This is a genomic window from Paraburkholderia humisilvae, assembly GCF_902859855.1.
Lineage (GTDB): Bacteria > Pseudomonadota > Gammaproteobacteria > Burkholderiales > Burkholderiaceae > Paraburkholderia > Paraburkholderia humisilvae.
The window spans coordinates 1-18,892 of sequence record NZ_CADIKH010000028.1 but is presented as its reverse complement, the minus strand read 5'-3'; the positions used below and the strand labels follow the sequence as shown (position 1 = coordinate 18,892).

19 protein-coding genes, 1 tRNA gene and 1 pseudogene are annotated in these 18,892 nt (G+C 60.5%); 12 read left to right on the top strand and 9 right to left on the bottom strand.

Annotation, left to right across the window (positions count from 1 at the left end; translation table 11 throughout):
• Positions 1-14 precede the first annotated feature (14 nt).
• From HV796_RS25760 to HV796_RS25725, 8 genes are all read left to right on the top strand, one after another.
• On the top strand, positions 15-716 hold the full coding sequence (locus HV796_RS25760) for an MBL fold metallo-hydrolase (RefSeq protein ID WP_175229324.1): 702 nt from the start codon (positions 15-17) through the stop codon (positions 714-716).
• Between the two features lie 70 nt (positions 717-786).
• Positions 787-2,046, top strand: a complete 1,260-nt coding sequence (locus tag HV796_RS25755) for a hydroxymethylglutaryl-CoA synthase family protein (protein WP_175229323.1) — start codon at positions 787-789, stop codon at positions 2,044-2,046.
• Positions 2,034-2,816 carry an enoyl-CoA hydratase/isomerase gene (locus HV796_RS25750; protein ID WP_175229322.1) on the top strand — a complete coding sequence of 261 codons (783 nt, stop codon included), beginning with the start codon at positions 2,034-2,036 and terminating at the stop codon, positions 2,814-2,816. The genes HV796_RS25755 and HV796_RS25750 overlap by 13 nt, the downstream gene beginning before the upstream one ends.
• Positions 2,813-3,565: a polyketide synthase gene (locus HV796_RS25745; RefSeq protein WP_175229321.1), complete on the top strand. Its 753-nt coding sequence runs from the start codon at positions 2,813-2,815 to the stop codon at positions 3,563-3,565. The genes HV796_RS25750 and HV796_RS25745 overlap by 4 nt, the downstream gene beginning before the upstream one ends.
• 32 nt (positions 3,566-3,597) lie before the next feature.
• Entirely contained in the window at positions 3,598-3,837 is a 240-nt protein-coding gene (locus HV796_RS25740; protein WP_175229320.1) for an acyl carrier protein, read from the top strand.
• The gene (locus tag HV796_RS25735) at positions 3,824-5,068 is read left to right on the top strand and encodes a beta-ketoacyl synthase N-terminal-like domain-containing protein (protein ID WP_175229319.1); all 1,245 of its coding nucleotides are present in this window, start codon (positions 3,824-3,826) and stop codon (positions 5,066-5,068) included. The genes HV796_RS25740 and HV796_RS25735 overlap by 14 nt, the downstream gene beginning before the upstream one ends.
• 47 nt (positions 5,069-5,115) lie before the next feature.
• On the top strand, positions 5,116-6,228 hold the full coding sequence (fabD, locus tag HV796_RS25730; protein WP_175229342.1) for an ACP S-malonyltransferase: 1,113 nt from the start codon (positions 5,116-5,118) through the stop codon (positions 6,226-6,228).
• Positions 6,229-6,319: 91 nt separating this feature from the next.
• Entirely contained in the window at positions 6,320-7,168 is an 849-nt protein-coding gene (locus HV796_RS25725; protein ID WP_175229318.1) for a 4'-phosphopantetheinyl transferase family protein, read from the top strand.
• A gap of 48 nt (positions 7,169-7,216) precedes the next feature.
• Here HV796_RS25725 and HV796_RS25720 read toward each other — a convergent pair whose 3' ends face one another.
• The 3 genes from HV796_RS25720 to HV796_RS25710 all read right to left on the bottom strand — a co-directional run bounded on the left by HV796_RS25720 (position 7,217) and on the right by HV796_RS25710 (position 8,802).
• On the bottom strand, positions 7,217-8,140 hold the full coding sequence (locus HV796_RS25720; protein ID WP_175229317.1) for an acyltransferase domain-containing protein: 924 nt from the start codon (positions 8,138-8,140) through the stop codon (positions 7,217-7,219).
• A gap of 124 nt (positions 8,141-8,264) precedes the next feature.
• The gene (locus tag HV796_RS25715; protein WP_175229316.1) at positions 8,265-8,588 is read right to left on the bottom strand and encodes a hypothetical protein; all 324 of its coding nucleotides are present in this window, start codon (positions 8,586-8,588) and stop codon (positions 8,265-8,267) included.
• 143 nt (positions 8,589-8,731) lie between these two features.
• Positions 8,732-8,802: transfer RNA gene (locus HV796_RS25710), tRNA-Cys, on the bottom strand.
• A gap of 801 nt (positions 8,803-9,603) precedes the next feature.
• On the opposite strand from HV796_RS25710, the gene HV796_RS25705 reads away from it, so the two are divergent.
• Together HV796_RS25705 and HV796_RS25700 are read left to right on the top strand one after the other, a co-directional pair.
• Positions 9,604-9,918 carry a hypothetical protein gene (locus HV796_RS25705; protein ID WP_175229315.1) on the top strand — a complete coding sequence of 105 codons (315 nt, stop codon included), beginning with the start codon at positions 9,604-9,606 and terminating at the stop codon, positions 9,916-9,918.
• A gap of 95 nt (positions 9,919-10,013) precedes the next feature.
• Positions 10,014-11,357, top strand: a complete 1,344-nt coding sequence (locus tag HV796_RS25700; RefSeq protein ID WP_175229314.1) for a helix-turn-helix transcriptional regulator — start codon at positions 10,014-10,016, stop codon at positions 11,355-11,357.
• 414 nt (positions 11,358-11,771) lie between these two features.
• Here the strand turns inward: HV796_RS25700 and HV796_RS44260 are convergent.
• A pseudogene (locus HV796_RS44260) lies at positions 11,772-11,981 on the bottom strand (IS110 family RNA-guided transposase); the annotation flags it as partial.
• 168 nt (positions 11,982-12,149) lie between these two features.
• Positions 12,150-13,448 carry an SGNH/GDSL hydrolase family protein gene (locus HV796_RS25695; RefSeq protein WP_175229341.1) on the bottom strand — a complete coding sequence of 433 codons (1,299 nt, stop codon included), beginning with the start codon at positions 13,446-13,448 and terminating at the stop codon, positions 12,150-12,152.
• 111 nt (positions 13,449-13,559) lie between these two features.
• Here HV796_RS25695 and HV796_RS25690 point away from each other — a divergent pair, with 111 nt between their 5' ends.
• Entirely contained in the window at positions 13,560-14,471 is a 912-nt protein-coding gene (locus tag HV796_RS25690; protein ID WP_175229313.1) for a LysR family transcriptional regulator, read from the top strand.
• Positions 14,472-15,553: 1,082 nt separating this feature from the next.
• Here HV796_RS25690 and HV796_RS25685 read toward each other — a convergent pair.
• From HV796_RS25685 to HV796_RS25675, 3 genes are all read right to left on the bottom strand, one after another.
• Entirely contained in the window at positions 15,554-16,588 is a 1,035-nt protein-coding gene (locus tag HV796_RS25685; protein ID WP_175229312.1) for a nucleotidyl transferase AbiEii/AbiGii toxin family protein, read from the bottom strand.
• Entirely contained in the window at positions 16,585-17,298 is a 714-nt protein-coding gene (locus HV796_RS25680) for a DUF6088 family protein (protein WP_175229311.1), read from the bottom strand. The genes HV796_RS25685 and HV796_RS25680 overlap by 4 nt, the downstream gene beginning before the upstream one ends.
• Positions 17,299-17,464: 166 nt before the next feature.
• Positions 17,465-17,731 carry a hypothetical protein gene (locus HV796_RS25675; protein WP_175229310.1) on the bottom strand — a complete coding sequence of 89 codons (267 nt, stop codon included), beginning with the start codon at positions 17,729-17,731 and terminating at the stop codon, positions 17,465-17,467.
• Between the two features lie 13 nt (positions 17,732-17,744).
• On the opposite strand from HV796_RS25675, the gene HV796_RS25670 reads away from it, so the two are divergent.
• Positions 17,745-17,945 (top strand): hypothetical protein, encoded by a 201-nt coding sequence (locus HV796_RS25670; protein WP_175229309.1) that lies wholly within the window; start codon positions 17,745-17,747, stop codon positions 17,943-17,945.
• Between the two features lie 383 nt (positions 17,946-18,328).
• On the opposite strand, the gene HV796_RS45470 is transcribed toward HV796_RS25670, so the two are convergent.
• The gene (locus tag HV796_RS45470; RefSeq protein ID WP_281369829.1) at positions 18,329-18,463 is read right to left on the bottom strand and encodes a hypothetical protein; all 135 of its coding nucleotides are present in this window, start codon (positions 18,461-18,463) and stop codon (positions 18,329-18,331) included.
• Positions 18,464-18,892: the final 429 nt, after the last annotated feature.

Sequence of the window (18,892 nt, the reverse complement as noted above, 5' to 3'; positions counted from 1 at the left end):
TGGAGCGTTAACCGATGAACCATAACCCCCTCGACAAGCATGCGCCGCAGCCGGTCGTCACCGTGTTGAAGGTGGCGCATCTGGCGATAAAGAACAACAACTACCTCGTCGTCGATCCGGTTACGCGCGACGCGCTGCTGATCGATCCCGCCTGGCAACCCGACACGATCGGGGCAGCGCTCGCCGACGCGGGCGGGCGGCTGCGCGGGATCCTGCTCACGCACGCGCATCCCGATCACGTGCATCTTGCGCGGCCGCTGTCTGAACAGCACCGGTGCCCGGTCTGGATGTCGGCGCGGGAAGTCGCCGCATCAGGCTTCCAGGCTGAGCGGCTGATCGCGTTCGACGCGGCGCCGTGGCAGGCGGGCAGTCTGCGCGTCGAGCCGCTGCCAACGCCTGGCCATACGCCCGGCTGCGTCTGCTACCGGATCGGCTCGCATCTCTTTACCGGCGACGTGCTGTTCAACGAGGGCTGCGGCATCTGCCCGGACCTCGACGCCGCGTACGCGATGTACGACAGCCTTGAACTGCTGAAGGCGAGCGTCGCGCCGCACACGCGCATTTATCCCGGCCATACGTATCTGGCACCACCGGGGCTGACGTTCGCGAGCGTGCTCGAGCGCAACCTGTATCTGCAGTTTCGCGACCGCGAGAGTTTCGCCGCGTACCGCCTGCGACCGGGACAGGATCCGCGCAAGCTGTTCGATTTTCGTTAGCGATGTTCATTAGCCGTTTTACGCGCGACCACGATCTGCGTCGCGCATCAATCCCTGGGAGAAAGAGAACGTGACCACTGTTGGTATCGAAGCGATGAATGTCTTTGCAGGCACCGCGTGCATCGACGTCACCCGGCTCGCTGCGCACCGAGGTCTCGACATGAGCCGGTTCGAAAACCTGCTGATGAAGGAGAAATCGGTCGCGCTGCCGTACGAGGATCCGATCACCTTCGCCGTCAACGCGGCGAAGCCGATCGTCGACGCGCTGAGCCCCGAGGAAAAGGATCGGATCGAGTTGGTGATCACCTGCACGGAGTCCGCGTTCGACTTCGGCAAGTCGATGAGCACCTATTGCCACGATCTGCTCGGCCTGAACCGCAACTGCCGTCTGTTCGAGGTCAAGAACGCCTGCTACTCCGGCGTCGCGGGCCTGCAGATGGCGATCAACTTCGTCCTGTCGCAGACTTCGCCGGGCGGCAAGGCGCTGGTGATCGCGACCGACGTGTCGCGCTTCATGGTCGAGGAGGGCGGGGACGCGCTGTCCGCCGACTGGTCGTTCGCGGAACCGAGCGGCGGCTCCGGCGCGGTTGCGATGCTCGTCAGCGACCGGCCGCACATCTTCCAGATCGACGCCGGCGCGAACGGTTACTACGGCTACGAGGTGATGGACACCTGCCGCCCGTCGCCGGACACCGACGCCGGCGACACGGACCTGTCGCTGCTGTCCTATCTGAACTGCTACGAAAATGCGTACCTCGAATATCAGAAGCGCGTGATGGGCGCCGATTTCGCGCGCACCTTCGCCTACATCGCGTACCACACGCCGTTCGGCGGAATGGTGAAGGGCGCCCACCGCAACATGATGCGCAAGCTGGCGAAGGCGACACCGGACGACATCGAGGACGATTTCAGAAAGCGCGTGATGCCGGGTCTCGTGCATTGCCAGCGCGTCGGTAACATCATGGGTGCGACCGCCGCGTTGTCGCTCGCGAGCACGATCGACAACGGCAGGTTCGACACGCCGCAGCGGATCGGCGTGTTCTCGTACGGCTCGGGCTGCTGCTCCGAGTTTTTCAGCGGTGTCGCAAGCCTTGAATCGCAAGAACGAATGCGCGCGATGCGGATCGGCGAGCGGCTCGACCGGCGTTTCATGCTGTCGCTAAGTCAGTACGACGAGCTGCTCGAACGCAGCCGGAAGCTGAAGTTCGGTATCCGCAACCTCGTCACCGATGCGGATTTCGTGCCTGAGGCGCGCACGACGCTCAGCGCACCGACCCTGCTCCTGAAGCAGATCAAGGAATTTCACCGGGAATACGAATGGATTGGCTGACACGCTCCTATACGACTCTGCGTGTGCGTCTCGACGACGCGGTCTGTTTCGTCCAGATGTACCGCGCGGCCGCAGGCAATGCGATCAACGAGCAGTTGATCGCCGACCTGACCGCCGTGCTGCGCGACTGCGAGGCGCACGCGAAGATCGTCGTGCTTGAAGGGCTGCCCGACGTGTTCTGCAACGGCGCCGACTTCCGCGAGATCCAGTCGCGCTTCGACGGCGGCGGTGCCGCGCACGACGACCCAGGGCCGCTCTACGACCTCTGGTTGCGGCTCGCGCAAGGGCCGTTTATGACAATTGCGCACGTGCGCGGCCGCGCGAATGCGGGCGGCGTCGGCTTCGTTGCCGCGTGCGACCTCGTGGTCAGCGATGAGAAGGCGGTGTTCAGCCTGTCTGAGCTCCTGTTCGGCGTGATGCCCGCGTGCGTGTTGCCGTTCCTGGTCCGGCGGATCGGCGCCGCAAGGGCGAACGCGATGACGCTGACGACGCAGCCCGTCAGCGCGGCTCAGGCGAAGGCGTGGGGGCTCGTCGATGTATGCGACGCGAACACCGAAAGCACGCTGCGCATCCTGCTGCTGCGGCTGCGGCGTCTCGAACGCACCGCGATCGCACGTTACAAGCGCTACGCGACTACGCTCGACGGCTCGCTCGCCGCCGCGAAGCCGGCCGCACTCGCGGCGAACGTCGAGGTGTTCTCCGATCCGCACAACCTGCGCAACATAGCGCGCTACGTGAGCACCGGCCGTTTTCCATGGGAGGCTTCATGACGAGCTCGCCCATCGTCGCGATTACCGAACCCGCCGCGGGCGTCGCACTCGTGACGATGCAGGACCGGATCCACAAGAACGCCTTCACTGACGCACTGATCGCCGAACTGACGCGCGCGTTCGCGGCGCTCGGCACGCGAGCGGACCTGAAGACGGTGGTGTTGACGGGCTACGACAATTACTTCTCCAGCGGCGGCACGCAGGAGGGGCTACGCGACCTGTTCGACGGCAAGTTCGTGTTCACCGACCGCGATCTGTACAGCGTCGCGCTGAATTGTCCGATTCCCGTGATCGCCGCGATGCAGGGGCACGGGATCGGCGGCGGCTTCGTGATGGGGCTGTTTGCCGATATCGTGATCCTCGCGCGCGAGAGCGTCTACACCGCGAATTTCATGAGATACGGCTTCACGCCGGGAATGGGCTCGACATTCATCGTGCCGGAAAAGCTCGGCATCGCGCTAGCCGGCGAAATGATGCTGAGCGCAGCGAACTATCGCGGTGAGGAGTTGCAGCGGCGTGGTGTACCGTTCGCGGTGTTGCCGCGCGACCAGGTGCTGATGCATGCGCTGGAGCTCGCGCGCAGCCTCGCACAGAAGCCGCGCATGTCGCTCGTCGCGCTGAAGGATCATCTCGCGGCGCCGCTGCGGCAAAAGCTCCCCGCGTTCATTGAGCAGGAAGTCGCGCTGCATGCGCTGACATTTCAACAACCCGAAGTCCGGGAACGGATCGAGACCCTGTTCGGACAATGACGATCCGTCGCATGGCAGAGGAAAGGCAAACTATGAAACATGACCAAGTGCTCGACATCATCGTCCGCCACACCCGCGAAACGCTGCCGCATCTGCGGTCGCACACGTTCAAACCGACCGATTCGCTGCGCACGCTCGGCGCGAATTCGATCGATCGCGCAGACATCATCATGATGACGCTCGAATCGCTGTCGCTGAGCATTCCGCTGATCGAAATGGCGAGGGCGGAGAACATCGGCGAGCTGGCCAGGATCATCCATGGGAAGTACTGAGCGGCCCGGACCGCTGCTTATCAGCGGCATCGGCGTCGTCTCGGCGATCGGCCAGGGGCAGGCGGCGTTCACCGATGCGCTACTGCACGGGCGGCATCGTTTCGGCGTGATGCGGCGGCCAGGCCGCCAAATGCCGGAAGGCGCGTGCGCTACGCCGTTCCTCGGCGCGGAGATCGACGAACCGGCGCTGTCCTGCACGATCGAGCCGCGCCTGTTGCGCACTGCGTCGCTGTCGGGGCGCGCCGCGCTCGCCGCACTCGACGAGGCGTGGCGTGACGCATGCCTGTTCGACATCGATCCTGACCGCATCGCGCTCGTGATCGGCGGCTCGAACTTTCAGCAGCGCGAGCTCACGCTGCTACATGATGCCTATCGCGATCGTGTGCCGTTCCTGCGGCCGAGCTATGCGGTGTCGTTCATGGACAGCGATGTCTGCGGGCTGTGTTCCGCCGCGTTCGGCATCCACGGCGTCACGCGCACGGTCGGCGGCGCGTCGGCGAGCGGGCAGCTCGCGGTGATCGAGGCGATCGAGACCGTCCGCGCGGGTCGCGCCGACGTCTGCATCGCGATCGGCGCGCTGATGGATCTCGGCTACTGGGAATGCCAGGGGTTCCGCGCGACCGGCGCGATGGGCTCGTACCACTACGCGCACGAACCCGAACGGGCCTGCCGCCCGTTTGACGAAGACCGAGACGGGTTCATCTTCGGTGAGGCTTGCGGGGCGATCGTGGTCGAGCGCGACGGCGCCGCACCCCGCGCGGGCGTCACGCCGTATGCGCGGCTCGCTGGCTGGGCGGTCCGGATCGACGGCAACCGCGATCCGAACCCGTCGCTCGACGGCGAGGTCTCGGCGATACGCGGCGCGCTCGCTTGCGCCGGCCTGCATCCGGGCGAGATCGACTACGTGAATCCGCATGGTACGGGTTCCGCGCTCGGCGATATGGTGGAACTTCAGGCGCTGCGCGTATGTGGGCTCGGCGGCGCGCACCTGAACACGACCAAGTCCGTGACCGGGCACGGACTGACGGCCGCGGGCGCCATCGAACTAATCGCGGTGCTGGTGCAGATGCGCGCGGCGCAGCTGCATCCGAGCCTCAATCTCGAGCGTCCGATGGACGCGGATTTCAACTGGGTACGAGACAGCAGCAGGCCGCATGAGATCCGGCATGCGCTGAATCTGAGTATGGGTTTCGGCGGTATCAACACCGCCGTATGCGTGAGCAATTACTGAGTCGTCACCGACGACACGGTCCATGGAGGTAAAAAGTGAAGGTATTCATGTTTCCGGGCCAGGGTTCGCAGATCAGGGGCATGGGCGAACCGCTGTTCGACCGCTTCAGTGAGCTGGTCGAACAGGCCGATCAGGTACTCGGTTATTCGATCAGGGAACTGTGCGTCGAGGATCCGCGCGGCGAGTTGAATCGTACCGAATTCACCCAGCCGGCTCTGTTCGTCGTCAACGCACTGACGAACTACGCCAAGCTCGAGGACGGTGAGGAAACGCCCGATTTCGTCGCTGGCCACAGTCTCGGTGAATTGAATGCGCTGCTGGCGGCCGGCTGCTTCGACTTCAAAACCGGTGTCAAGCTGGTGAAGAAGCGCGGGGAATTGATGAGTCGAGCAGAGAAGGGGGCTATGGCCGCTATTGTCAATGTGAGCAAGGAGCAGATCGAAAGCACGCTCGTCGAACACAAGCTGACCCAGATCGGTATCGCAAACTACAACACACCCACACAGATCGTGATTTCCGGTCTCGCAGACGAGATTGCGAAGGCCGAACCGTTGTTCAAGCAAGGTAACACCCGCTTTTATCCGCTTAACACGAGTGGTGCTTTCCATTCGCGATTCATGCAGCCGGCCATGGACGCGTTCGCGAAGTTTCTCAAATCGTTCAAGTTCGCCGATCCCACCATTCCGGTCATTGCGAACTACACGGCGCAACCGTATGAGCGCCGGAAAATTGCCGACAACCTTGCGAAGCAGATCGCGAATACCGTCCGATGGAGCGAGAGTGTCCAGTATCTGCTGGCTCTTGCGAAAGAGCGCGGCGAGGACGTGACGTTTGCCGAACTTGGCCCCGGCGACGTTCTGACCCGGCTCGTCGAGACGATCCGGATATTGACGCCGGGCTCCTCATCACCCCGGTCCGTGTCCGCGTCCGCACGCGGGCCGGCCGGCGATGGCGGCATGCCTGATTCAGCAGACGCAGCCAGCAAGGTCGCGACGTGGAACAGCTGCTTTCCAGTCGGCACCAAAGTGAAATCGCTGGTATTCGACTATCACGATCTCGAAACCCGCACCGCGGCGATGGTGCTGTTCGGTCATCGGGCCGCGGTCTACATGAACGGATACAACGGCTACTTCGAGCTCGATGAGCTAGTCGCGATCTGATCCCGCAGTTGCACTGCGACGCGCCTTCGTACGGCGCGTCGGCAGGGATCCGATCGCACGAACCGACCTTATGCCGAGCGGGATGCTCTGGATGAAAACGACGCATCAATTCGACACGGATGCCGGCCATGCCGACATCGATTTATGGCTAACGTTCTATGACGAGATCATCGACGCCACGCAGCTTGCCGGCCTGCGCAGGTTCCTGACGCGTGCCGAGCGCCGTCAGGAGACACGATATCACCTTGCCAACGACCGCAAGCGCTATCTGGTCACGCGCGCGCTCGTGCGTACTGTGTTGTCGCGCTATGCGGCGGTCGAGCCGCAGGCCTGGCAGTTCGCGACCAATCGCTACGGTCGGCCCGAGATCGCCGCAACTCATTGTTGCGCGACGGGTCTGCGGTTCAACCTCTCGCATACGCGTGGCCTCATCGTGCTCGGCGTCACACGGCGCCGTGCACTCGGGGTCGATGTCGAACATCTGGGCGCGCGTACGGTCTCGGCAAGCCTCGCGGATCGTTTCTTTGCGCCGTGGGAAGTGGCGGCGCTCGCGAATATGCCGCGAGCCACACGCATGGAAGGCTTCTTCGAGTACTGGACTTTCAAGGAAGCGTATGTAAAGGCGCGCGGCATGGGCTTGTCGATCCCGTTCGAGCGGTTCGGTTTCGATTTTCCCGACCGCCGGACCGTGCGTTTTTCGGTGTTGCCCACTCTCCGCGACGACGCCGACCGCTGGTCGTTCTGGCAGTTCCGGCCTACCGCGGAGTTTGTGCTCGCGGTCTGCGCGGAGCGCATCGGTCACGCGGAGCCGCGTATACGGGTGCGGCGGGTCGGGCCGGCCGGCACGGACGAATGGCCACTGCCGGTGCTGAGGTCGACCGTGTCATGCGAGGTCGCGATCGACGTCGCGCATGACGGGGCAGCGCAGCGGATTGCCTGACCGGACTGCGCATGCGCGGCGATCGGCGGCCCTCGCGGGCAGGCACGCTCAGGTCGTGAGAGAGCGCAGTGCCGCGAGATTGTCGAGGTCGCGCCGGTATGGCGTCAACACTGCGTGGAACGTCGACGCGCTCGACGCCGGCAAAGCATACTTGACGAAGGTCGCCATCGATCCCGACGGACCCACGTCAATGAACCGGCTGGCGCCCGATCGTTCAAGACCCGTGATCGTGTCGCGCAGTCGGATGGGTTCGCGCACGACCTGCCAGAAGAATCCGTCAGGCAGCACATCCAGTTGCTTTGCCTGCGCGCAGCAGATAACCGGCAGAGTGGGTGTTCGCGTCGGTATGCTCCGCATAACCGCATTGAAATGCGGCTGCGCGGATTCGATCCAGCGCGAATGGTAGGCGAACGATACGGCGAGCCGCTGATACGAGATTTCGCGCACGCGCAGTGCCGCCTCGATGTCGGGCAATCGCGCTTGCGGGGCGGCGAGCGCGAAGTGGCCCGAGAAATTGTCGGCCGCCAGTTCACCGAGGCCCGTCAGCGGGCCGTCGTCGTGCAGCGCGCGATCCTCGAGCACGGCGATCATTCCGCCGCGTTCACACGACGCCTCGAAGCTCCTCGCCTGTTCGATCACCGCGGCAAGTGCATCCTCGACGGCGAGACTGCCTGCGCAAACGGCTGCGGCGAACGAGCCGAGACTCGCCCCAAGCGTCAGGTCGGGCTCGATACCTTCGCTGATGAGGCATTGCGCGAGTGCATATTCGACGATGAAGATCGCCGGATGCGTATGCAGCGTGCGATCGAATGGATCAGCCGGTTTCCCGGCGAACATCGCGTTCACAACGGATACGCCCGCGAGGCGCTGCGCGAGCACGTCAAGCCTTGTCATCCAGTGGCGAAACACGGGGTGCGCATCGTGTAGTTGCCGGCCCATCTGGAAGTACTGCGATCCTTGGCCGGAAAACATGAAGACGGTCCGGTGGGACGGCATCGGGCATCCTTCCGTATAGGTGCATGAAGTGAAGATCGAAAAGCGACCACGGCGTGAGCGGGCAGGGCCGCCGCGCGATGCGCATCTGGCCCGTGCGTCGTCAGACGGGCGAGTCCGGGAGATGGCTGGCCTCGATGACGATCTCGCCTAGCGCGCGGAAATACGCACGCCAAAATTCGACCGCGAGCTGCGCCGCCTGTTGGCTGCCAACGGATTCGATGCCGAACACGTCGGCTACACCAAGCCGTTCACGCTCGCGCCAGTCTGCAATGCCGCCATCGGCCGAACGCCGGATGCGTTCGAGCACAGCGAACCCGTTCCGGTCAGGATCATCGGCACTATAGTCAATCAGCAGCGTATGGCCGTCGGGAGCATTGACGCCAAAAATGTAAAAGCGCTTTGTTGGCAACGTGGACGACAGCATCGCACATCCTCAAGTCGCGTCGGGAATCGGTCGGAACCGCGGGGCGAACCAGGTTACCCATCGCCACGCCTGTACCCATCTGTTCCGGAAGGTCCGCCCGTGTCGCATGAATGACGCGATACCGACGGTCCAGTACGTGTTGAAGGCGCGAGCTGGAATCGAACCAGCGTGGACGGCTTTGCAGGCCGCTGCATATCCGCTTTGCTATCGCGCCGTGGAACCGAGGAGGACGGCACGCGTTGAAACGCGGCGTGTCTGGACGAAGTCTCCATCCGGCAAGCCTTTTGCGTACGTCGCATCGATTTGCACGCACTCTATCAAACGCTTCTCAGGAATCGCCAGATGAAACGAAGCATGGAGAATACAAGCGAACAGCGGCATGTCAGAGCTTGCTGGGTTTGTCGTGTATCGACCGCTCTGCTCGAAACCCATCGTACTGCGTCGGAGACACGCCTCTGAACGGGATCAAGGGCGAGTAGATGCATTGGCCCTGTCGCCGTATCGTTTGAACACGCAACATGGGCTGCTTTTCGTTGTTGCCTCGCGACTCGACTACGCCTCCCGGCCCCGGTCGTTGCCCTCGATGCTTTGCACCTCGCGGTGACCGGCGACGCACGGTCGAGCAAGGCCACTGCCGGCAGAACAGCAGGTCCCTTCTTCGTTCCACATCGATCGACAAGATAGTTGTGATTGCAACTAACAGGGCGTGCGTGTCAAATTGTTGACAAATATTCGTTTTTCATTTGTTTACGTATTTTTACCGTAATTATAAGTGAAAATTTATATCATTTTATCCAATTGAAAGCGAATATTTAAGGAATTCGATTTTATGAAAATTTGTTAAATAAGAATTTCGGATGAGACATGAACTGTCCTTACAGTGCGATCGGCTAGAGCCGCTAACGCAATTCATACACATCGAAAACAGGTAATCGCAGTGGCGAGAGACGGCCATCCGGCATGAATGTCGGGACGCCGCTCGAAGCGGATGCACGCCGAGCGGGGCAAACGGCGCATGGGTGCGCTCGACCGTGCGAGAGGCCGTTTTGGCCGCGCCGGGCAATGTGTGCCGTTTTCCCGTGCTGCCGCGGTTCAATGCTGTGCGGTCGTCCACCGTATGGCGGCGACGCCACGTTTGGCCGGACGCAAGGAAAACTGGAATCAACCGCTTTTGCCCACCCGACAGTTCGCCACCGGGTTTGCGTCTTGCCGTCACGCCAAGTTACGGCGCTCATGGCCTGATGTCCAGCTTGTTTTGTCGGCGCTGCACACATTTTCATTGTCTTATTTCTGGGATTTTAAATGTTTAATGACTTTTATTTTCCTCTGATTTCCTGCCTTGCTTCTCCATCGAAGCCTCCTGGTATTTGGAAAAAGATTTGTAATGCCAAAATCCTCTCCGCATCGGCGGACCTCGGACGTTTGGTGGAGAACCCCAGCACCGAACAAGGTGCGTCCTGCTGGACACTGCTGTATGCGGATATCCAGTTGGCCATGGGGCTCGATTCCGACGCGGAAGAGTCGTATCGGCACGCGCGCAAGATCAGTCGGGCGTCGAAGGACGAGATTCGCGTGCTGTCGTCACGAACCACTGGCTGGGAGGCGTTCTACCGTCGCCGGTTCAGCACCGCCATGGCGTGCTTCGAACTCGTTGCGAACGATCCCGGCGTTGATCGCCGGCGCCGCATCGAGGCGCTCTTTGGATCGATGAGCGTGCTATTCGAGCTTGGTCATCTGAACCAGGCCGGCGGCATGCTTGACGAGATCGAACTTGAGGTTGATCAGATAGGCGAACTTGATGACGATAAGGGCGCATGGGGCGAGATCGTTCATACGATGCGCGCAGACCTTTCGCTTCAGCGCACGCTACGCCATGCGCCACAGTTGTCTGATCACGTGTTCTGGCATTCCGGCCAACTGAGCGATCCGAGCCGGCTTGACGCGAAGCCTGAACTCGCTGCCGAGCGGTTATTGATCGAAACCGACATCCGTGTACCGGTGCTGCGCGGTCGCCTGGAATACAAGGAATCTCTCGACCGGCTCACGCGCGGACAGCGCGATGCGCTCACACCGTTGCTCGAACATCTGGACTGGGCCGATACGAACAACTTGACGCGTTACCAGCGCAACGTACGCCTCGAAATCGCGCTCGCGGGTCTGATTGCTGATTTGCCGCAAGTGGCGGAGAGGGCACTCGGGCCGATTATCAACGAGATGCCGATCGGTTTCGATCATCGGCAACTGGAGCTGCAGTATTGCGTCGCCAGGATCTATCAGGCGCAAGGCCGTGCACATCTTTCGCGGCAGATGTACAGCAAGTATGCGATGACAGCGATCCATTGCGCGCGTGAGGGCGCATGCGATCTGGCGAGGATCAATCACAGGCGGCACGATGCGGTGGTCGTCGACGATGTGGCCGCACGTCTGCCGGTCAAATACCGGCGTGCTTACAAGTATCTGCTCAACAATCTTGATCGTAGCGATCTGTCGATTCACGAAATCGCCGCGGAGATCGGCGTGACCGTACGGGCACTGCAAAGCACATTCAAGTCACATCTGGGCGCGACGCCGTGCGAGGTGATCCGGCAGCAGCGGATGAAGCGGATCCAGCAGGATCTTGAGGACAATCGCGAAGCAGGTGGACTGCTGGTGCACGACGCGGGCAACCGCTGGGGCGTGCCGAATCGCTCGACGCTGCTCAACGCGTATAAGCGACAGTTCAACGAAGCGCCGTCCGATACGTTACATCGTAGACAACCGGCAAATTGAGCGAGGTGTCGTGACGGCCGCCGGTCGGCGGGTGCTTCCGGCCGATGTGGGACGCCAATATGCGTACGGTATTGTCAAGTGGTTCGGCCAGTAGACGAATAGCAGCGCCCTTCTATGAGCGAGATTCCTGTAAAGATCGCTGTCCCGAAATTGCCGTAGCGTGTCCGTGTCCGGCTGTGTTTGGTCCGAAGCTGCCTTGCGCTCGTGGAAAGAACCAGCTTCTCACCACCTCCTATCCGCTGGCGCGTCGCCAGCCTTATCCTGCATGCGCGTTACACCGGAATGTTTTCCGGGAACATGCCCCATCTGAAAATATTCGGTTGCCTCAGCAACCCGGCATGATCACTTGAACCATCTTTGCTACGAAACTGCCTGGGAGCCGGGCGTTACCTCCTTCCTGCCAAACCTTAAGGCTTATGTGGACTTCAGCTGTGCGCCGTCGGGGATGATGCCGTCTTTCAGATAGCGCCACAGCGCAATGGCGAGACGTCGCGCGTGACGGTTCGGTCCCGTACCTTGTGTGCGCTGGTCAAACCATTTCGCTAATGTGCTGGCAGGCTGGTAGCGCAGCCAGTTCCATGCGATCTCGATGAGCAGCGCGCGTACCCGCCGATTTCCCTGTTCCTCTCCAGCGTCGCAAGTTGCTGTGCGACAAGTGCTAGCCGCTCACACTCGCGCAGTAACCGCTCACGCAACTCACACGGCAACGGCGCTGATTGCCAACTGGCGAGAGCCCATCCCCCAATCATGCCTCACGCGCGCGTCGCATTGCGAACGGCCGTTGTGAGTCGCTTATTCGTGCAAGGCATCTAGCCCGGGTACAAGTGCTTCGAGATCGACGGCTTTGGCCATTACGCGATTGCCTTCGTCGCCGGGGTGTAAGTGGTCGCCGGAGTCGTAGTGCGCAGCTATCCGAAGTGGATGGGTGGGCTCACGCAGGGCCGCATCGAAGTCAATGACTGCATCGAATTCGCCGCTATGGCGAATCCAATCATTCACCTGCTGGCGCAGGGCTTCCTTATCCGGGTGGTAGTAGTTGTCCAGCGGTGTGCCGGGCAAAGCACCCTCGAACGGTGTCAGTGTGGCACCCATCACACGCACACCCCGCGCGTGGGCCTGTTCGATCAGTTGACGATAGCCCGCTGTCAGGGTGTCCAGCGTGGGGCGCTGTGCATCCCGCGCGAATGCAGTACCCGGCCAGGAAATATCGTTGATGCCAAGCATCACGATTACGCTGCGCACGCCCGGTTGCGCCAGCACGTCTCGATCCAGCCGCGCCAGCGCGTTGACGCCCATGCCGTCGGACAGCAGGCGTGCACCGGAGATGCCGGCATTGAGGACTGCAACGCCGTGTGGGGCCAGTCGGGCAGCTAAAAAGTCCGGCCAGCGGCTGTCTTCGTCAAGGCTTGCCGCCGCGCCATCGGTGATGGAGTCACCGACGACCACGATCGCTCGTGCGGGTTGTTCGGTTTCGACCTGAATGCCCGTCAACAGCGGTCGGGCCGTGGTGCTCTGTATGGCGCCATCTGCCTTCGTCAGAGCCGGGGCTGAAGTCTGATCGCCGGGCACGATCCAGCCCGTCTGTCGGCCGTCCCAATGGAACGTGCTCATCGGGGTTGTCTTCGGCAAATAAATACTTACCGCCACCTGTGCCCGTGCAGATACCGATAAGACCACAGGATCGCTGATCAATGAGGCGCCGGGAAGGATGTTCGCTACTTCTCGACCACCGAATGTCACTGTACGCAGGCTGCCGGCGGCTACCTCACCGTTCTGCTTGGGCTGTGCGACAGTAGCCTTGCCTACGGTAAGCGGCTTGTTGCCGTAGGCATTGGATAACACGATGCGCAGGCGTTGGCCGCCCAGACTGACGCGCGCCACTTGGCGCACGGTCTGGTCGTGTAATACCGGCGGGACATTAGTGGGAAACAGGAAGTCCGATCCCCAGACCGGCTGTGGGCTGGCTTGCCACGTTGCTACCCAGGTTGGCGAGGCCGCCATCGCCGGTGCGATGTTCATCGCGCTCGCTGCCGCTAGTGTCAAAGTCAGCGCAGCCGAGGCATGGGAAAGTGCTTTCGTGGATTTCTTCATGTATGTGAATTCATCAACCGTAGATGTATGAATAATGACTTCAAAGACCAAATTGGAATAGACTCGCCACAAGAACAGCATTTGTGAATCGGATTCACTAAGGAGGCGGTCGTGGCCCGCATAGAAGTCAACCGATCCGGTGAACTTGAAGTGTTTGTGCGAGTGATCGAGCTAGGTGGTTTCTCAGCCGCCGCCCGCGCCTGTGACATGACACCCTCGGCCGTCAGCAAGCTGGTTGCGCGTTTGGAGCAACGCTTGGGTACGCGCTTGGTGAATCGCTCTACCCGACAATTCCAGCTCACCCCTGAAGGCTGCGCGCTCTACGAACGCGGCGTGCGCATCCTGGCCGACCTGGAAGAAGCCGAACGCTGCGCAAGCGAGCACACCGTGCCTCGCGGTCGCCTGCGTGTAAACGCCAACGTACCCTTTGGGCACCACTTCTTGCTGCCGCTGGCCCCCGAATTCCTGGAACGTCATCCCGATGTGACGCTGGACATCGTACTGACTGATGAGGTCATCGACATTCTGGAGCAACGTGCCGATGTGGCCGTGCGTGCCGGTCCGCTGAAAAGCTCGAACTTATTGGCGCGCAAGCTGGGCGTCACGCGCATGATCATCGTAGGCGCACCAGGCTACCTGACTCGGCGCGGTACGCCTGCTACACCGGGAGAACTGCTCGCGCACAATCGCCTGGGGGCTAACTATGTACGAACGCAGGCCGGATGGCCGCTGCGATATCAGAATAAAGATGTCATGCTTCCGGTAACTGGCAACGCGCAGGCCAGCGATGGCGAAGCGTTACGCCATTTGGCTTTGGCCGGCCTGGGGCTGGCACGTTTGGCTGCCTTTCAGGCGCGCGACGACATCGCTACCGGACGGCTATTGCCAGTGCTCGAAGACTGCAATCCGGGCGATGTCGAGGAAGTCCACGCCGTCTATGTAGGCCAAGGCGGCTACCTGCCGCTACGCGTGCGCGCATTACTAGACTTCTTGGCAGAAAGGGTGGATATCGGCCAGATCTAGATCGCTCCAAAATCGCCCGCCATGTTGCTTCTATCGGCCAAGCGCCTGTCAAATCAACTCTGCATCACCTTCGACGAGTGGCTGTTTTGCGATCGGTAGGTGTTTTCAACGTCGAGCACCGCGACAGGCTGCAAGGGGCGTAAGGCGCCTCATCTCCTCATCTGTCATGTTATGCACGGATGCACATTGCAATAGAGCGATCGTTCGTTTGATAAATATAATGCTAAATTCCTTTTTTGGCGCTGGCACACTATCTTCCCCTGCCAGCAAGCGGACTCTTAATCCGACCGCAGCAGCGAATTGTCCGCAACGAAGACTCCCGCGGCGTGCAGATTTATAGAATTGGGTCAGGAAACGGTCGATATGGTGCGGTACTACCGCGACCATGTTGCTCGTGAGAATGAATTCGGCTTGGTTTTTCCCACCAGCAACGGTCACTGGCAGTCACTGGACAATTGGCGGAAGCGTTATTGACGTTGCCTGCGAGAAGGCCGAGGTTATGGATATAGAGCGTATCGGCGGCGAGGACGTAGCCAAACCACACTATACGCCGTACGCCCTCCGCCATCATTTCGCGTCGGTTCTGATCGCCGCAGGACAGACATTGCCAAGATCAAGACTCTGATGGTCCGTACGGACATCAGCACCACGTTCGATGTCTATGCCCATCTCATCCGGCAGGCGGAAGTTGGCAAGAGCCAGCGTACTCGCATGATCTCCAGACTCAAGAACTGAAGTTGCCGTGGCGAATATGAGGCGAAGGTTGGCTAAGGTGCTGAAATTACCTTGGTTTTTTCAGCGTCCCAAGCTGTAGGTCGCGGGTTCGAGACCCGTCGCCCGCTCCATAATTAGATTAATAGGTTAGATGCGGTTCGGTCACCGGACACAGCCTATCGGGGCCAGTTTTGGCCACAAAGCCGGTTCGCCGCAACCCGCAGAAATCCGCCATTCTCCGCTTCGGCCTTTTTGGGTATGTGGCGAGTTTGTGGCGAAAATTTTTGCTATACGGCTTCGATTTCAGTCCGGTCGCCGCACGTCAAAACGACGAGCGGGCCAAGGGTGGTGTGAGGCCATCCTCGGGATCAGGCATTAATCGTTGCTTCCGCGCGTTCCACACTCGCCAAGACGTCGGCCAAAGTGGGTATCTCGTGGAAGATCATTCCCGTCATAGCCACATAGTCGCGCCTCAGCGCATCAAGCATCCCGGCGGAAGGCATCAGGGTGAAAGTGCCGTAACCGGCGATGTCCAGTCGCAGATCTGAGCTACCGAAGAACAGCCGGGCGTGGCGAGCGCAGTCTTCAGCTAGCTCACGATTTGCCATCCATTCCGGCGAATGTGGGCTGCGGAGGAGCTGGTGAACATCGTAGTAGTGCCGAGAAACTCGCTGACCGCCGTGGCGCAGCTCCCCGCGCCGCTCGAACCATTGTCGCAGGCCATACAAAATTATGACTTTGTCCCAGAAAGTTCGTTCGGGCTGAACTGTCGTTACACTCGTCACGCGCAAATCAAGATGTGGCAGATCGTCAGCAACGTAGGGATTGATTATCGCCATCGCATGCGGGTCCAGCGCCGACTTTGCGCCCGACTCGATCTTGACGGCAGAGCGGATATAGTCGTCTTGCCCGGCTGTTGCCATGGGATACCAGAAAAGCAGGCTCTGCCCGTCCGCATCGTCCGGGTCGGCTGCCAGCGTAAAGCCTTGGGGGATAAACTCCGTTGCGCATGCGCGCAAACCGGCGTTGAAATCGCCTTGGATAAACGCTTGACAAGCCTCACGTATCGCATCGAGTCGGACACGGCGCTGCTTTCCGCTCAGGGCTTCTAGATCTGCCGGCTCGACATGCTGCCCGAGATCGTCCCGAAACACCGTGATGTCAATATCTTCTGAAAAGCGGGAGATCAGCCCGAACCCCTTGGGCAATGACGTGCCGCCCTTGAACAGAAGACGCGGGCCGTCCGCAGGAAGTCCGTTAAACAGTGCGTCCAGAACCCAGCACACCCAGAAGTCTTTCTCGACGTTCTGCACCGCCGTGCCAAGACGCGTTGCTGTGCCGACGAACAAGTCGCGGCGATCCGCGTCGCTGGCTGCGATGATTTCCCGAAATGCGTCGTTCATTGCGAGCCTCCATCAGCATCCGGCGGCATTAGTTTTTGACGCGGTTTTTCGGAGGCCGGCGGCAAAGGGGAATCGGCCAACCTCGGATCAAAGGCAGGGATCGAGCGCAGGAACTCCTGCATCCATGTCGGCACATGCGCAAAGCCTTGCGCGAGGTCATGGGCAATGAGTCGCCCATGCTTCGGGTCCGTTAGGACGGACTGTAGTCTGGTGCGGATACGATCCCCGTCGTCCTGCAGGGTGTCCTTGAGCCAGTGGAGCGCCTGCACGACGCGCATGGCGGGTCGCCCAGCCCAGTAAAGGCGGCTGGGGGCTGTTTGCTTGAAATCGATTAGCAGATTGTCCAACTGAACAGCGCGGCGGCGTGCGTCGGTATGAATGGTTACGCGCGCAGGAACCGCGTCCGTCAGCCCGAGATCGTTGGCGGCCGTCATGCTATCGACCAGCAGACGCAGTTGATCGCGGCGGGCGATTGCATCCAGCACCGCGCGATAATCAGGCGCCGTCGGCCGTCTGGTTAACTGGTTGACGCCTGGAAGGTCGTAGAGGCCACGGTCGATGCGGCGGAGCGTCCCGCTGGCGACAAGACGCTGCAATGTCTTGTCGATCACGTCGCGCGGTCCAAGATGCGCGAAATCAGTAGGTACCCAGACTGAACTGGGGCCTGCTGCGTTAACGAGTGAGATGATGCGGGCGCTGATGTTCGACATGAGGGACTCCTGTCCGAAATTTGTATACTTTTTTCGGACGAAAGTCAATTGAAAATGTCCGAAAAAACACGACAAATTTCGGACAACGATCCCGCAACCCTAGCGTTTTTCATAACGGAGTGATTGGAGGTGTTTTTTGTCAGGATATGAACGGTGCATATCCGCCTCACCGCCGGTTTAATTTGGCCGGCGACCGTACACGCGTACGTCGCGCAGCGACATCAACGAACAGATCCCCGAGGGTCATCTGGTCATGGATGGTGGCAAGCAGCGCATGTTCTGTGAATGCAGGCATCGACTTTCGCTGAACTTGCCCAGGATCATGGACGAACTGATCCGCAGCGAAAACCATGTCTGGAGCGTTCCGGGAAACAACTTTGCCCAGGTCGAACTGGTCGAGGAGGAGGGCCGATGGCACCGTCACCAAGGTCACGTACTACGTCCTGATGCAGACTCGGAAAATTTCCGAACCCAACAAGCCTAAGCGCATCAACGTGCGCGTCGAGACAGCCTACCCTGAGGATGCGATCTACGACAAACTGGTGCAGAAGAAGCCATTCAATTTCCGGAAGCTGCTGGCGTGCATCTGGGAGGAGCGAGACTACAACGCACCCGAACTCAAACCGAAGAAGAAAGGCAAGCGGTAAAGAAAACGCCCCCTGCTGGGAGGGGGCGTTCGGAATAGGTCGCGGGGGCTTCTCTTGGGTATCCCACTCCAGGTGGGACCTCAACCACGGCAGAACCGAGGTCAAGGCGGCGCTTAGCTTTTGACACAGACACCCCGCTAGCTGCTAAGCCTTGCCAGTCCAAGTCTGGACCGGACCTTCCGCAGGCTGTTGGCTCGCGCCGAAGCGGCGGAAGGATTTCAAAGACATTTCTGGGAACGGCTTCATCATGGCACATCGATGATCAAAAATGAGACGGGGTGATACCGGATGAAACAGGGTGACTGTGCAAATTAATGATGCAACCCTACATTTAGGTGGTGGCGCAGGGTGTCTCACAGGGCCTCAGTGCGTCAGGCGCGCGATCACGATGGTAACAGCAGCAGGCAGCACAGGAACAGGATGCCACCGGCAAGATGGGTGTCGAGCTGGGCGACGAAGTCGCTGCAGGCATGAATGCTGGAGGCCAGCTGGTCGAGGTTCAGGGTGTTGTTGTTCATCGATTTCTCTGTGGGTTGCGGAGCCGACGGGTTAAACAACGTCTTTAACACGAGGTGCTCCGAATGCACCCATCATCGCGTCATGGCCGCGCTCCGGTTTCGGTCGTTTTCCGGGTTCACGGGCGCAGCGTGTGGTACGACTCCGGGCAAGGCTTCAGGGAAAAATCATGCCGTGTGCCGTTCCGGATTCAGGCTCTCAAGAACGAGTGTATATCTGTGATAATCCAGAGGATTTTTAGCGCAGCGGAAACGGGCGCAGAGAGCTATTCGTGGGTATGGCGAACGAACCGTTTCCGCTGCGCTAAAAATTCTTTGAGCTAAGCCGCTCCGCTGCCGGTGGCTATGGGAATTGAATCGGTGCAGGGCTGGTTGTGAATGTCGAACGTCGGATGCGATGCGAGGATGGGATAACAACTGGATGCACGATTT

Excerpts from the sequence above, each read along its gene's own strand:
- HV796_RS25745 (WP_175229321.1), top strand. The coding sequence starts at position 2,813 with ATGACGAGCTCGCCCATCGTCGCGATTACCGAACCCGCCGCGGGCGTC.
- HV796_RS25680 (WP_175229311.1), bottom strand. The coding sequence starts at position 17,298 with ATGTCGAACATCAGCGCCCGCATCATCTCACTCGTTAACGCAGCAGGC.
- HV796_RS25740 (WP_175229320.1), top strand. The coding sequence starts at position 3,598 with ATGAAACATGACCAAGTGCTCGACATCATCGTCCGCCACACCCGCGAA.
- HV796_RS25705 (WP_175229315.1), top strand. The coding sequence starts at position 9,604 with ATGGGTGCGCTCGACCGTGCGAGAGGCCGTTTTGGCCGCGCCGGGCAA.
- HV796_RS25750 (WP_175229322.1), top strand. The coding sequence starts at position 2,034 with ATGGATTGGCTGACACGCTCCTATACGACTCTGCGTGTGCGTCTCGAC.
- HV796_RS25685 (WP_175229312.1), bottom strand. The coding sequence starts at position 16,588 with ATGAACGACGCATTTCGGGAAATCATCGCAGCCAGCGACGCGGATCGC.
- HV796_RS25670 (WP_175229309.1), top strand. The coding sequence starts at position 17,745 with ATGCAGACTCGGAAAATTTCCGAACCCAACAAGCCTAAGCGCATCAAC.
- HV796_RS25695 (WP_175229341.1), bottom strand. The coding sequence starts at position 13,448 with ATGAAGAAATCCACGAAAGCACTTTCCCATGCCTCGGCTGCGCTGACT.
- HV796_RS25725 (WP_175229318.1), top strand. The coding sequence starts at position 6,320 with ATGAAAACGACGCATCAATTCGACACGGATGCCGGCCATGCCGACATC.
- HV796_RS25715 (WP_175229316.1), bottom strand. The coding sequence starts at position 8,588 with ATGCTGTCGTCCACGTTGCCAACAAAGCGCTTTTACATTTTTGGCGTC.
- HV796_RS45470 (WP_281369829.1), bottom strand. The coding sequence starts at position 18,463 with ATGAACAACAACACCCTGAACCTCGACCAGCTGGCCTCCAGCATTCAT.
- HV796_RS25720 (WP_175229317.1), bottom strand. The coding sequence starts at position 8,140 with ATGTTTTCCGGCCAAGGATCGCAGTACTTCCAGATGGGCCGGCAACTA.
- HV796_RS25760 (WP_175229324.1), top strand. The coding sequence starts at position 15 with ATGAACCATAACCCCCTCGACAAGCATGCGCCGCAGCCGGTCGTCACC.
- fabD (WP_175229342.1), top strand. The coding sequence starts at position 5,116 with ATGTTTCCGGGCCAGGGTTCGCAGATCAGGGGCATGGGCGAACCGCTG.
- HV796_RS25735 (WP_175229319.1), top strand. The coding sequence starts at position 3,824 with ATGGGAAGTACTGAGCGGCCCGGACCGCTGCTTATCAGCGGCATCGGC.